Origin of the sequence: Chryseobacterium sp. RLHN22 (assembly GCF_051011795.1) — a bacterium.
In the GTDB taxonomy this organism is placed as follows: domain Bacteria; phylum Bacteroidota; class Bacteroidia; order Flavobacteriales; family Weeksellaceae; genus Chryseobacterium; species Chryseobacterium zhengzhouense.
In genome coordinates this window covers 1-13,845 of record NZ_JBPCHW010000040.1, presented here as the reverse complement: position 1 = coordinate 13,845, position 13,845 = coordinate 1, and the positions used below count along the sequence as shown (strand labels likewise).

Genomic DNA, 13,845 nt, shown 5'->3' with positions numbered 1-13,845 from the left:
AATTTCATCATCAGAAATCATAGCAGAAATTTTAGTTAAATATTTGAATTTCAATACCTTGAATATACTAATTTTTCTGCTTTTTTGTATCATAAATTTATTTATTATTATCCCGAACTCACGTTAAATTAGATTGTAAATCGATTAATGAAACAAAAAGAAAATTGATATATGATATTAGTAAATTTCAATTTGATATTCTTGATTATAAAAACAATGTATCAAAGGAGATTTATTACATTTTCTACAAACAAGATATTGATAACTTGACTATAAAAGAATTTATTTTAGCATTTAGAGAAAAGTTCTGTATAAAAGAAAACACTATATATTTATTTAATAATAATAAAGTTAAATCATTAATAGACATATTACAGAAAAGTGAAGAAGAGTACATTTTTTACGCAGATTCTATAATAACAATTAGTGATAGTGAGGAAGATATAGATATATATAATCCTTTAAAAGATTCTAAGTATGAAGAAATATTAAAAAACAAATGAAAAAACTAACCATATTAACCGGCGCAGGAATCAGTGCCGAAAGCGGGATAAAAACTTTCAGAGACGGAGACGGTCTTTGGGAAAATCATAGTATCACGGATGTGGCAAGTCCGGAAGGATGGCGAAAAGACAGAGCTTTGGTATTGGAATTTTATAACCAGAGACGTCGCCAGCTTCATGAAGTGGAACCCAATGATGCACACAAATTGTTAGCCGAATTAGAAAAGTATTTCGATGTTCAGATCATCACACAAAACATCGACGATTTGCACGAAAGAGCGGGTTCTACGAATATCATCCATATTCACGGAGAATTGTTCAAATCATGTTCCTGCAATAATAAAGGTCTGATTTACGAACAAAAAGGCGACATCAATATCGGAGATAAGGCAGAAGACGGGGCTCAATTGCGACCTTTCATTGTTTGGTTCGGAGAAGATGTTCCGTTGATGTATGAAGCATCAAAAAAGGCAAAAGAAGCAGATATTTTCCTGGTAATCGGAACTTCTTTGCAGGTGTATCCGGCTGCAGGATTAATTCACGATATTAAAGACGACTGTCTTTTAATCGTTATCAATCCTAATGAAACCGGTTTTGGATACGGTCAAAGAGCCGTTGTGATGAAAGAAACGGCAACGCAGGGAATGAAATTGCTGTTTGATAAATTGATAAATCTTGCGTAATGGAAAATATAGTAAAAGCAGGAATCTTCGGAGTTTGTATCGGTGATGCTTTGGGTGTTCCGGTGGAATTTAAAACTCGAGAATTATTAAAAAGTTTTCCTGTTGAAAATATGCGGGAATTTGGTTCCTGGAATCAACCTAAAGGAACTTGGAGTGATGACAGTTCATTGACACTTTGTATTGCAGAACAATTAACTAAAGGATATGATCTTGAAAAGATTGGAGAAAACTTTGTGAAATGGGTGAAATATGGACATTGGACAGCTCATGGAAGACTTTTCGATATTGGCGGAACAACAAGGCATTCCATTGCAAGATTAATGAAAGGGGAAAGCGCCAGATTTTCAGGCAATATCTTTGAAGAAGACAATGGGAACGGTTCTTTGATGAGAACTCTTCCCTTGGCTTTTTATCTTAAAGATGTAGAAAATATTGAGAAATTATATCAAACCGTAAAAGAAGTTTCATCGATTACTCACGGACATTTCCGTTCAGTTTTTGCGTGCTTTATCTATGTGATTTTTGCGATTGAATTGATTAAAAGAAAAGATAAAAAAGAAGCATATCATCATACCCAAAAAACAGCTTTGGAATTTGCAGAAAATCAGGGTTTTAACCTGAAAGAGGTCCAGCTTTTTGATAGAGTTTTAAAGAATGACATTTCAGAATATAATGAAGATACCATTAGTTCCGGCGGTTATGTTCTTCATAGTTTAGAAGCTTCATTATGGTGTTTTCTAAATTCTGCAAGTTATTCGGAAGCTGTTTTAAAAGCCGTCAATTTAGGAGAAGATACCGACACGACCGGAGCGATCACAGGCGGAATTGCCGGAATTTATTATGGTTTTGAAAGTATTCCTGAGGAATGGACTAATGTATTGGCGAGAAAAAATGATATTGAAAACTTATGTATTAAATTAGAAACTCAATTAATGAAATAAAATTAACCATGAACGAACAAAGAAAGAAAAAAATAAGCAAATTTATCAGCTTAGTTCTAAGACATAAACCCGAAATCATTAACTTGAATTTGGATGAAAACGGCTGGACAAGCGTGGATGAATTAATCACAAAATCAAAAAGAGATTCCTACGAAGGCTTTACCTTCGAAGAACTCGAAGAAATGGTGGAAACCAATGATAAAAAGCGTTTTATTTTTAATGAAGATAAAACGAGAATCCGGGCCAATCAGGGGCATTCGATTGATATTGATTTAGCATTGAAACCACAACAACCGCCAGAATTTTTGTATCACGGAACAGCTGAAAGAAATAGGGATTCTATTTTAGAAAAAGGAATTGAAAAAAGAAACCGGCAATATGTTCATTTAAGCCAGGATAAAGAAACGGCAGCCAAAGTCGGAATGCGCCACGGAAAACCTCTTATTTTGATTATTAAAACAAAAGAGATGTTTAATGATGGAATTGAGTTTTATCTTTCTGAAAACAATGTCTGGCTGACGGATTTTGTAGATGCAAAATATATTTTAAGCTAAATGAAAAGAACATTAGCAATAGGTGACATTCACGGAGGGTTCAAAGCTTTGAAACAGGTTTTGGAAAGAGCCAATGTCACCGAAAATGATAAATTAATTTTCCTGGGAGATTATGTCGATGGCTGGAGTGAGTCTTCCAAAATCATCCAATTTATGATTGAACTCTCAGAAAAGCAGGAATGTATTTTCATCAAAGGAAATCATGATGCATGGACGGAAGACTGGCTTTCTTTAGGAAATGCTCCTGATGTCTGGCTTTTCAATGGTGGACAAAGCACGGTTGATAGCTATTCTGAGTATTCTCTGGAAGAATTAGAAATCCATCTGGAGTTTTTCGAAAGAATGAAAAACTATTATGTAGATGAAGATAACCGCTTGTTTATTCATGCCGGTTATTCTTCTATGCACGGCCCTGAAAAAGAAGTCTATTCCAGCAATTACCGTTGGGACAGAACACTGTGGGAAACGGCTGTTGCGATGGATAAAAAGTTATCTAAAAACTCTGAATTGTACCCGAAAAGATTGCTTTTATACAAGGAAATTTTCATCGGTCATACGCCGACTCTGCATTTGGGAAGTGAAGAACCTATTAATAAAGCCAATGTCTGGAATTTAGATACCGGTGCTGCATTCATCGGTGCCTTGACAATCATGGATGTTGATACCAAAGAATTCTGGCAAAGCGACCCGCTTCCTAATTTATACCCTGATGAAAAAGGAAGAAATTACTATCACGTTAGATCAAAAAATCGCTGAACTTTCTTCTATAAATTCTGTAAGGAGATTTTTAAAACATAAACATCTGCGCCATCTGCAAAATCTGCGAGATAAAAAATTATACATCAAGTTTGTCATTCTGAATGGAACGAAGTGGAGTGAAGAATCTCAATGTACATATTAGATTCTTCCTTCGTCAGAATGACAAACTTGATGTTTTTTATGGTCTGAGTGAAATCAAAGATTCGACGTAGTCAAAAGTCTTGCGAAAAATATTTTCAAACATTAAAAAAATCTTTGTGAACCTTGCGTTAAAATAAATGATAAGTTTCGTGGAATTTAAGAAGGTTTTGATTTTCAGGGATTTCACTTTCGCAATTCAGGTGTTTTTCCTCTGCTTTTTATGATTTTATAGAGTGAATTTTGCTTTAGAAAAACCAATAAAAATCACATTTATGGCAACTAAAAAGCAATTTTTCGTTTCATTGGAAGGTGTGGATCTTTCAGACGAGCAGCTAAAGAACATTGATAGAGGAATTCAGAATATCGTGCTTTCCGAACTTTCTAAGTTGGATAATTCACAGGCATTCGGCGCACACAGAAATTTCAAAGAATTTTTGAGACCTTTAAGGGTGAAAGAATGGTTTCCGTGGGGAATCGTTATTTTCAAGCCTGGAATCGCAATCGACAAGCAGATTTTGGATATTCAGAACCAGATGAAAGGGTATGGAATCTGAATTTAATTCTTCAAAAAAAATGTGTCCCAGTTATTTAGGTAAAGTTGGGGCACAGCTTTTTGGGGTGGTCAACAAAGACGGAAGAGTACAGTTTATCACTCCTCTCGCCGTCACAGAAGATTTTATTGAGCGAAATGAAAATTTAGAGCAGAGATTTCGCTTTACAGGGAAATGTGTAGAAAAAGGTTGTGCTCAGTGGAATAATGAAGAATCTAAATGTTCTTTATCTAAAAAAGTTCAGAATTTAGATTTAAATAAAGATAAGGAACTATCATTTTGTCCCATTCGGTCTCAGTGCAGATGGTTTTCACAGGATGGGAAAGAAGCTTGTTTTTCGTGTAATGAGATTACCAGAAATATGGAAGAACTATTAATTAGTAAAGTAGTCTAGTCAATAGCTACTATAATAAAAAACCACGCATCATGCGTGGTTTTTTACTTCTGATTTATAAAACAATTATTGCTTTATTATTTTAACAAAAGCTTCAGCGTTATTTATTCTGATCAAATAAGCTCCTGTAATTAAAGAAGAAACATCGGTTTGTTTGTTTTCGAATTTTCCTTCTTTCACAAGCTGTCCAGACATGTTATAGATTTGATAGTAATAATCTTTCTCATCTTTTGCATCAATGTGCAGAATGTCTTTTACAGGGTTGGGATATAAAGCTAATTTATCTGTCTTTACTTTTTCTTCTACCACTTCTTTTGTGAAAGTAGTTCTGGCTTGCCCACCTGTGTTTGGTGTCACTGGAATTCCGGGAAGTGGCCCTCTTGTAGCGCCATTATCTTCTTGTTTTACGCATCTGCAGTTCATGGCAGCATAAGGGTCTACATCTGTATATTTCACAAGTATTCTTGAGAATCTGTCGAAATTCATATAGGTGCCTCTTCCGGTAAGGTTCTGCTGTAAATTGGCATACCAGATTCCTCCTGGAATACCAGCGACATTAGGATCAATTTCACTAGTTAAAGGAGCGGTGTATACTACAGACCTTTTACCTCTTATGTATCCTTTTGGATAATTACCCGTATTGTATAGGCTATTATTAAATATAAAGCCTACCGTTCTACCATAAGGATTGGTTCCTGATGGAATATGAGAAATGACCGATCCGTAATAACCCGCTTCAGAATTACCAACAGTTTGACCTTCACTTCCTGAAACAGTAACATATTCAGGGTTATTTTTTAAACTCCACGGCGAAGATTTTATTGGGGTTGTTCCTGTTTCCGGGATTCTCCAGCCATTTGGACAAGGATCAAATACCGACTTTTTGTCACCTAAGCCCCATCTTTCAGCATATAAACCATGATAATTGGGATCAAATAGCCAGTCGGAACCAAGAATATAATTAATATCTGTTCGTGTTGGATATTTTACATTTGGCATCATAAACTTTAGCGGATTTGCTACAGAATATCCAAGTATTTTTTCTATTCTTACATCTATTTTATCAGTTGTATTAATGTTGCTTTTGTAAGTGTCATAGCTTACTATATTTCTAGAACTATAATTTGCTTCTGTCAAAGTAGAATATGTAACAACACCATTATTGGTACTGCCGGTAAATACATTAAATTTAGAAAGAAGTGGTGCCACATTAGTGAATGTTGGTAAAGCGTCTTTTCTTCCCCATTGGTAATGTAATCCCTGAGAATTATTTAACTGAAGTATGTCTGCAGCCGATTGTGAATAAGAAGTTGGTGTAGCATCAATTGCACCTAGGTTTCTATCCATAATCGTTGTTTTCATGATGGTTCCATACTGAGTATAATTCACATAATTATCTGTGGTGATTGGTGTATCATTTACGTGTGTAAAAGAATTTATTGCGGTATTGGTTACCCAAATGTGCCAACTCCAATACACAGGATTAGAGATAGAACCATTGTGTAACGTAACAACTGCATTTCCCGCTTTGTTCGCATTTATCTTTACATTTATATTTGCATCTTTTGAAGACGGGTTATCAATGGTTAATTGAGTTATTAATCCGTTGTTGTCTGTCCAAAGGACATTTGCTTTTAGATCATTAAAACTTGCAGGATTTAGGATTTGGCTATTTCCTAAGTAATTGCTTTGTACCGAAAATGCTTTGCTTACAGGAATTGAAATAATCTGATCTGTTGTAGATTTTGTCACTACATAAGAGTTAGGATTATCTAACCCTATTTTATAAGTTTCTCCTTCACTGAAAAATTTAGTTTCGAAGTCATAATTGTTTTTTACGAATAGAGGATCTTTTATACATCTGCAGGCATGAGCATTGTTTGTAGGGTAATCATCTGCAGGTTTGTAGCTGTACAATCCATATACATTCGGATAGTTAGCTGCGTCAGGCTGATAATTATTAACGATCTGATCTGCAGAAGGAATTAATCTCAATGCTCCTGCAATTGATGAAATATCTCCGAAAGATGTCATTGTAGATGTCCATAGATAGGTCTCAAGCTGATCTGTGAAAGTTGCTTTCGTATGATATCTGCCATCTCCGCTTTTTCCTCTTCCGATCCAGCCTGTTCCCGGAAATACACCCATATTGTTGCCACCAACATTGGTCATATCAAAACCATATTGTGGAAATACTTTTATACCTGCAAGATATGGTTTTAAGTTAGATAATCCCGGACGTACATTTGACTGTATTCCGTCCAAATCATAAAGAGGTGTGCTCACTTTAGCTCCGTAAGGCGTAAAATCCATTCTTAGATTTTTAGTAGACGTTGCGACTAAAGCCGATGGAAGTCTCCATCCGTTTGGACACGGGTCATAAGACGATTTGTTTCTGTAAGGTTGAGGAACTGAAATATCTGTTGCCTGTATGCCAAGTGAATTATCAGACCATAAATTTGTTTTGCTTAATTCGTTGGTTTGTAATCCCTGAACTTGTCCGAACCAGTTGTAATAATACGGAACACCTGAAATGGTATTATACACGGCTGGACTTGTGGTCCCATCATCGGTTACATAGATCAGACTCAAAGGATTTTTTACTGATTCTCTGATATTGTCTGTAATGTACGCATTCGATTTATTAATGAATTTTATTAAGCTGTTAAAGTTTTTGTAATCATTAAAAGGACTGTTTGCATATTTTAATCTGGCCGCTGCATCATCATAAACAACTTTCCCTATGCTTCCCGTTATCTGGTAAAAGCTTGCGTCATAATTTGTTAATGGTGGGAAAGGATCTTTTCTACCCCATTGGTACATTAATCCGCCGCTTCTGTTCCATCCGTCGCCATTCATAGTTCCGCCAAGAGCACCCAGGTTTCTGTCCATCCAGCCCCAGTCAGAATTTGGAATAGTTTCTATCGTTCCGTCATTTAATTGTCTTTTTATATCATCATAGCTCTTGTAGGTTGAACCATTTGTAGGATCATCGGTTACCCAAACATGCCAAGACCAATAGACTACTCCATCGATTTTATAAGCTATAACAGCGTTCCCTTCTTTTACTCTATTTACAGGAACTTTTATTTCTGCATTTTCTCCGTTTCCAATAATATCCAGAACATAATTTTCTTTTGACTTTATCAGTCCCATATTGTCTTCCCACAAAACGTCGGCAGAGATTACACCTAAAGGAATGGTAGTTCCTTTCATATAATTTCCGTTTCTCCACATTTCGTAGGCCTTTTTTACAGGAATGTAGAGTCCGTCTACATTGTTACCGTTTTTGTCTTTACCTGTAAAAATGTAACTGTTTGGTGCTTTTGTCCAGTCAACTGCATCCGGTTGCGCTCCGGGATTAATTACAATACATGCCGCCGTATCGGGATTAACAGTATTACCGAAAATACCTACATAATTAATAAACTTATTAATTTCGGTTTCGATTTCGGCTAAAGGTCGGGATGTTCCGTTCCAAGCTGAGGTTACCTGTCTGTTTCGGATTGCTCCGACTCCATATATCGATGCTTTTGATGTATTACTCAGGAAAAAGTTTTCCGAACCGGGACCTCTATCCTTATTGTATAACGGAGGATAGCCATAATCATTAATGGTATTGTAATTACTCAGTGCATTAATGGTAACATGGGTTCCGTTAGCTTTATAAACTCTAAAGCCGGTTACTTTACTGATAACAATTACCACAGGTTCCTGGTCCGTAATTACAGAAGAAAGACTCTGATTAATATAATTGTAAAGATTATAATATCTGTTGACCAAAGCATTTGGATTGGTGAAATCTAAATATCCTCTTCCTGCCTGTTCACCTCCTTCTTCAGGTGGTAAAGCCCAGTTGCTGAAATTGATAAAGAAACCGGCGTTCGAAAACTTTCCGGCAAACATATAAACCGGATCGTGATAAGAATATTCCCATGGACTCGTATCGCTGCCCTGATAAATATATTTTTGAGAGCTTGCAATGGTAGCAAGATTATTCGGGTTTTCAATATTAATGACAGGAGCATCCGGATTCGAATTATCTAACGTTCCGGTTGCATTAATCGACAAAGCAATATTATCAAGCTTTCTTGGAAGCTGAAGAGAAGTCACTCTGTCTTTTACATTGGCTACTGTTCCGTCAGGATTCAGAACTACAGTTCCGGTCTTTTTTGGAGTAAACAAATAGGTGTAATCATTTTCATCAAGCAGACATTTGCCTGTGGTGTAATCTGATTGTTTGTAATGAGATACTGTTTTTTGCCATGTGATTGATTGCCAGTTAGAAAGGTTTGAGCCAGAGCTTAATTCAATCTTAATGTTTTGTAAGGCTACAGTAGATGCAGGTAATTCAAAACTTGCCGTTAAGTTTTGATTAAACGCGTTTGCGGCAATAAAAGTTTTGTTCCATACCGGAAGCCAGTTTCCCAGAGCGTCTTTGTATTTAATCGTAACAACGACATTATCACTGGTTACAGGCTTATTGAAACTGCCATTAATTACAACAGCACCTTTTTGGTTGACTGTTTGTGTAACTTCTATATTCGGGTCAAGATCCACTATACTTTGTGAGTAAATAGGGATGTGTGAAAGACCCAAAACTAAGAATAGAAACTTGAAAATAGATTTTTTTTCCATTTCATAAGTGTTTTTGAGTTAATAATTTTTTATAGATATATTTAATAGTAGACTATTTAATATGATACTTATTGTAAAAAAGATTAATTTTATACAAATATTAATCTTTTGGTCTAACTTTACAATAAGTAAAAAAAATATGACTACTTCACACACAAATGATCATTCTGTTCCTTGTCCTGTACAAAGGCTTTTGAAGCTGTTTTCCGGCAAATTAAAACCTGAGATTTTTCTTCTTGCTACAAAGTCTTCTTTAAGATTCAATACCTTATTGCGTGAAATAAAAGGAGCAAATAAACAATCTCTGGCAATTGCTTTAAAAGATCTGACGGAAGCGGATGTACTTGAAAAAGTCGTAGTCAGGAAAAAACCGCTTCATATCGAATATTACCTTACCGAAAAGGGCAAATCGATAATACCACTTTTTGAAAAACTGGAAGAAATATTATAGGCCTTCCCGTAAAGAAAGGCCTTATTGTGAAAATATCTTGCTGCTATTTTGAGCTATCTTATCTTTTAGGCAGCCCTTTTTTCAGAGCATAGTTGGCTCTTTCTATGGCTTTTCGCTCTTTCCAGTCCATATATTTCTTTTTGAATCTGGCTTTCATGATGTTATCAAAGTTTCTTTGTACAGTAAGATTCCAAAGTGAATTAGCTTTTACAGCCCAGGATTTGTCCCATGCCCGAAGTGAAATAGAAAAACTTCCGTCCAGATATTTCATCCAGTGCCACCAACCTGTTGGCATGAATAACGTATCGCCGTGTTCCAGGAAACATTCAATTCCTTCCACACCATCCAAAGCAGGGAATTTTTCGAAATCAGGATTAGAAATATCAAAATCTTCTAATGCATAGGTTGCATAGGGGAGTTTATATAGTCTTTCTTTCCATTTGTAATCGAAGAGTAAGATATGCTTTCTGCCATTAAAATGAGTATGGAAAATATGTGCTAAATCAATATCATAATGCAAGAAAGTTACAGAACCTTTCCCTCCGAAGAACATAGAAGGATATTTGTCTAAAAACCCACCCATTAATTCTTTAGGTGAAATATAATCTTCAAGAAGCTTATTTGCTTTTTTAATGGGATCAAAAAAGAAAATCCTTAAATCGGTAGGCTCTCTCTGAATCAGATCGATATAGTCTGCAAATTTCATCTCAGTAGTAGGAGCGTTGATTGGCGCCGCCGGATCTGCTTTTGAGCTGTCATACAGCGGAACTGTGACGTCTCCTACCACTTCCTTCATATAATCCATTGTCCATTTCTGGTAAGCAGGCCATTTTCTGGCCATGTTTTTTATGACAACAGGTCTTCTCTGTCTCAGATATTTTTCAAAGAACTCTTCTTTGGTAATATCATCTACGATATCTATCGGTTTCAGGATAACTCCCATTTCTTGTAAAATTTTATGTTACAAAATTATTAAATATTTATATACAGTATCTTCTTTAAGATATTTTTAATCTATGATGTTCATCACATTTTTGTTCAGACGAAGGAATGATAGTTTTTACCTTATATCAGCTGCTTTTTATTATGTAAAAGTTAAGAAAATATTAATATTTTATTCATTATATGGTGATTTTTAGCCTGATTTTTCAATATTGGTGTTAAAATTTTCACTTTAAAAGTTAAAATTTATAGGCAAAGTTAAAAATACACATTTTTATAACTATGTTTGTAGTGATAAATGATTTGTATTTAACTATCTCTGAAAATTTATATCTCTATAAAGTGTAACAAAAAACATTAACAAATAACTAATTACTCAAATAATAGATTATGAAAGGAAAAATTTACCTCTTTCTGATGATATGTTTCTCTGCGGTTGTTTTTGCGCAAAAAACAGTTTCAGGGAAAATTACAGATGAAGACGGCATTGCAATACCAAGTGCAAGTGTAACGATCGAGGAACCAGGCAAAGATGCAATTCTTGCCTACGGAATTACCAACTCTAAAGGAGAATATAAAGTAACTTTTACTTCTTCAGAATCGAATGTTGATTTAAAAGTAAAGGCATTCAACCAAAAGCCAATTACCAAACAGATCAGCAACAGCGATCAGTCTTTAACGTTCAAGATGCAGTCTGAAGCTACAGAAATTAAGGAAGTGCAGCTAAAAACGAAAATGATTACAGCAAGAGGAGACACCATTGCCTATGATCTTAAAGAGTTTGACAGCAAAAATGACCGTACTTTGGCCGATGTAATGAAAAAAATTCCGGGTATTGAAGTGAAGACAGACGGAACGATACTTTACCAGGGTAATGCAATTAATAAATTTTATGTTGAGGGAAAAGATCTAATGGAAGGTGGCTATGGTACCATAACCAACTCATTACCAAAAGATGCCATCCAAAAGCTGGAAGTTTTAGAAAATCATCAGCCTGTAAAAATGTTACAGGGGAAAATACCTTCTGATGCGGCAGCGATTAATATCAAGCTGAAAAAATCGGTAACAATGACCGGAAGAGGAGAGGTAGGTTCAGGATTTGGTGATCCCTGGCTTTGGAATCTTAAATTAACGCCTATGTTTTTCAGTAAAAAACAGCAATGGGTTGTTAATTATAAGACGAATAATATGGGTGAACAGGTAGAAAATGAAGGAAATATTCTTGGTTTTGGAAGTTCTTGGGAAGGGCGAAGAGGTAATGCTTCACAAAACAACTGGCTGGATGTAGAAAATGCAGAGGTACCTAATCTTCCTGTAAAAAGATACTTGTTCAATAATGTACATTATCTTTCTGCCAACTATCTTACCAATATAGACTCTAAAAAAGAATGGGAATTTAAAGCCAACGCAAATTATACAAATAATGCAGTGGAGAGAGAATCAAATAGTGTAACTTCGGATATCCAGCAGGGGACACAGTATACAACTAAATTTCTCAACAATTTTTATACAGATAAATTAAAGGGAGAATTGATATTCACAAAAAATGCGAAGAAAGGATTTTTTAAAAATACAACAACATTTAGTCAGTTTTGGAACGCAGATCGTGCTTTTGCAGAAAGAAATGATAAATTAGGCTATAGAGCGGGAAATGAAAGTTTACAATCACCTACTTCCTCTTTCCAAAATTCACTGAGTACAATAATTCCGTGGAAAGAAAAAATGGTTAACCTGAAATCTTATATTAATTATCAAGATGACAGACAAACTCTCGAAATTTCTCCAGCGAATTATCTCCAGTTGCCATATAAAAACTTAGTAAAGAAGGATACTATTACAAATATCAATTTTGCTCCAGGTACGACTGCCTTGCAGGATTTCAGAATAAGAACATTAGATACATCTCATTCTGCCAATATAAGTTTTACAGCTAAAGGATGGACATTTACTCCTGAAGTTGGAATTGATTTTTCTACAGACAGACTTAATACAAACTTTCAAGGAACTGCAATTCCGAATCCTATTATTCCGAATGATATTCCGCTTAATTTTAATGATTCTTCTTATGAGAATGATTTGAAATTTACAGAAATAACACCACGCGCATCATTTACTGCAAATTATAAATCAGACGCATGGAGCGTGTGGGCGAGTTTTCCCGTAAACTTCAATAATATTAAGGCAGAAGATGCATTTAGAACTGTATCAAAGACTTTAAACAAAACGACATTTACCCCCAATATTTTTGCTCAATACTCTTTTGCATCTTTTTTCAAAGCAAGTGTGAATGGTAATGTCAGTAATAACTTTGGAGATATTCAGACAGCTTATGCAGGATATATCTTAACGAGTCCTGGAGGATTTAATGTAATGAACCCGAAAAACCCGATTCCTCAAACCACTACGAAAAGCGGAGGAGTAAGATTGGAATACAGAAACCCACTAAATAATTTATTCTTCAATGTTGGTTATAGATTAAGTGATACCAAAAACAATTTATTGGCCTCAAGTGCTGTAAATGATTTAGGCTTCAGTGTTGTAGAATATATTGAAAGTGAAAATAAAAGATCTAATAATAGTTATTATGCTGAAATTGGAAAATATTTTCCAAAATTTAAAACAAATGCTTCCGTAACATTTAGTGATACTACTTCAAAATCTCAATCGAGAAGAAATAATCAGGATATCAATACCAAAGCAGACGGAAACAGTTTAGGATTTAAGTTCAATAATACTTATTTTTCATGGATGAGTGTAGATTTTAACTTTACGAAATCTTGGAATAAACAGTCTAATGGAATTATTTCGGATGACCTTGGGAAAACTGAAAGCTATAATCATAATCTGAATGTGTTCTTCTATCCAATAGAAAACCATACGATTGGTTTTTATTGGGATCAAATTAACTCAAATTTAGGAGATACAAAACTGAAAAATGGTTTCTTTGATGTTTCTTATCAGTTTAGCTGGTCAGCAAAAAAAGTAGACTTCGAATTAAAATGGATGAATATTGCTGATAAAAAAGTATTTGAGAGAATTAGTGTAGGGGATGCAACGATTATGCAAACAACTATGCAGCTAAGACCAAGCCAGGTAATGCTTGCAGTGAAATTCAATTTCAAATAATATCATTATAATATCAAATTTAAACCCCGATCAAATTTGGACTGCCCCCAAAAAGTTAGACACTTTTTAGGGGCATTTTATTTATGGGAATATCAAAATATAGTTTATCATTTAAGTTGAGTTGCATTGAAAGAATTGCAAAACATAATCTTTCGGTGCACT

General features: G+C 34.9%; 11 protein-coding genes. 9 read left to right on the top strand and 2 right to left on the bottom strand.

Annotated features, from left to right (window positions below):
* Positions 1–164 precede the first annotated feature (164 nt).
* From ACR1PN_RS20000 to ACR1PN_RS19970, 7 genes are all read left to right on the top strand, one after another.
* The gene (locus tag ACR1PN_RS20000) at positions 165–503 is read left to right on the top strand and encodes a hypothetical protein (RefSeq protein ID WP_433981473.1); all 339 of its coding nucleotides are present in this window, start codon (positions 165–167) and stop codon (positions 501–503) included.
* Positions 500–1,186 carry an SIR2 family NAD-dependent protein deacylase gene (locus ACR1PN_RS19995; protein ID WP_433981472.1) on the top strand — a complete coding sequence of 229 codons (687 nt, stop codon included), beginning with the start codon at positions 500–502 and terminating at the stop codon, positions 1,184–1,186. Before ACR1PN_RS20000 ends, ACR1PN_RS19995 begins: the two co-directional genes overlap by 4 nt.
* Positions 1,186–2,127 (top strand): ADP-ribosylglycohydrolase family protein, encoded by a 942-nt coding sequence (locus ACR1PN_RS19990; protein ID WP_433981471.1) that lies wholly within the window; start codon positions 1,186–1,188, stop codon positions 2,125–2,127. Before ACR1PN_RS19995 ends, ACR1PN_RS19990 begins: the two co-directional genes overlap by 1 nt.
* An 8-nt stretch (positions 2,128–2,135) precedes the next feature.
* Positions 2,136–2,681 (top strand): RNA 2'-phosphotransferase, encoded by a 546-nt coding sequence (locus ACR1PN_RS19985; RefSeq protein WP_433981470.1) that lies wholly within the window; start codon positions 2,136–2,138, stop codon positions 2,679–2,681.
* A complete protein-coding gene (locus ACR1PN_RS19980; protein ID WP_433981469.1) occupies positions 2,682–3,437 on the top strand; it encodes a metallophosphoesterase family protein in 756 nt (251 codons plus the stop codon).
* Between the two features lie 416 nt (positions 3,438–3,853).
* A complete protein-coding gene (locus tag ACR1PN_RS19975) occupies positions 3,854–4,135 on the top strand; it encodes a hypothetical protein (protein WP_433981468.1) in 282 nt (93 codons plus the stop codon).
* The gene (locus ACR1PN_RS19970; RefSeq protein WP_433981467.1) at positions 4,125–4,526 is read left to right on the top strand and encodes a hypothetical protein; all 402 of its coding nucleotides are present in this window, start codon (positions 4,125–4,127) and stop codon (positions 4,524–4,526) included. The genes ACR1PN_RS19975 and ACR1PN_RS19970 overlap by 11 nt, the downstream gene beginning before the upstream one ends.
* A gap of 66 nt (positions 4,527–4,592) precedes the next feature.
* Here the strand turns inward: ACR1PN_RS19970 and ACR1PN_RS19965 are convergent, their stop codons facing one another.
* A complete protein-coding gene (locus ACR1PN_RS19965) occupies positions 4,593–9,164 on the bottom strand; it encodes a T9SS type A sorting domain-containing protein (protein ID WP_433981466.1) in 4,572 nt (1,523 codons plus the stop codon).
* A gap of 139 nt (positions 9,165–9,303) precedes the next feature.
* Between ACR1PN_RS19965 and ACR1PN_RS19960 the strand changes: the two genes are divergently transcribed.
* Entirely contained in the window at positions 9,304–9,615 is a 312-nt protein-coding gene (locus ACR1PN_RS19960; RefSeq protein WP_378182792.1) for a winged helix-turn-helix transcriptional regulator, read from the top strand.
* A 58-nt stretch (positions 9,616–9,673) separates the two neighbouring features.
* On the opposite strand, the gene ACR1PN_RS19955 is transcribed toward ACR1PN_RS19960, so the two are convergent.
* Positions 9,674–10,558, bottom strand: a complete 885-nt coding sequence (locus ACR1PN_RS19955; protein ID WP_433981465.1) for a cupin-like domain-containing protein — start codon at positions 10,556–10,558, stop codon at positions 9,674–9,676.
* A 389-nt stretch (positions 10,559–10,947) separates the two neighbouring features.
* Between ACR1PN_RS19955 and ACR1PN_RS19950 the strand changes: the two genes are divergently transcribed.
* Complete coding sequence (locus tag ACR1PN_RS19950; RefSeq protein WP_433981464.1) at positions 10,948–13,683, top strand: hypothetical protein; 2,736 nt, start codon at positions 10,948–10,950, stop codon at positions 13,681–13,683.
* The last annotated feature ends 162 nt before the right edge of the window (positions 13,684–13,845 follow it).

What these genes read in the sequence shown, in the direction of transcription:
- ACR1PN_RS19980 (WP_433981469.1), top strand. Translation starts at nt 2,682, where the DNA reads ATGAAAAGAACATTAGCAATAGGTGACATTCACGGAGGGTTCAAAGCT.
- ACR1PN_RS19990 (WP_433981471.1), top strand. Translation starts at nt 1,186, where the DNA reads ATGGAAAATATAGTAAAAGCAGGAATCTTCGGAGTTTGTATCGGTGAT.
- ACR1PN_RS19950 (WP_433981464.1), top strand. Translation starts at nt 10,948, where the DNA reads ATGAAAGGAAAAATTTACCTCTTTCTGATGATATGTTTCTCTGCGGTT.
- ACR1PN_RS19995 (WP_433981472.1), top strand. Translation starts at nt 500, where the DNA reads ATGAAAAAACTAACCATATTAACCGGCGCAGGAATCAGTGCCGAAAGC.
- ACR1PN_RS19975 (WP_433981468.1), top strand. Translation starts at nt 3,854, where the DNA reads ATGGCAACTAAAAAGCAATTTTTCGTTTCATTGGAAGGTGTGGATCTT.
- ACR1PN_RS19985 (WP_433981470.1), top strand. Translation starts at nt 2,136, where the DNA reads ATGAACGAACAAAGAAAGAAAAAAATAAGCAAATTTATCAGCTTAGTT.
- ACR1PN_RS19955 (WP_433981465.1), bottom strand. Translation starts at nt 10,558, where the DNA reads ATGGGAGTTATCCTGAAACCGATAGATATCGTAGATGATATTACCAAA.
- ACR1PN_RS19965 (WP_433981466.1), bottom strand. Translation starts at nt 9,164, where the DNA reads ATGGAAAAAAAATCTATTTTCAAGTTTCTATTCTTAGTTTTGGGTCTT.
- ACR1PN_RS19970 (WP_433981467.1), top strand. Translation starts at nt 4,125, where the DNA reads ATGGAATCTGAATTTAATTCTTCAAAAAAAATGTGTCCCAGTTATTTA.
- ACR1PN_RS19960 (WP_378182792.1), top strand. Translation starts at nt 9,304, where the DNA reads ATGACTACTTCACACACAAATGATCATTCTGTTCCTTGTCCTGTACAA.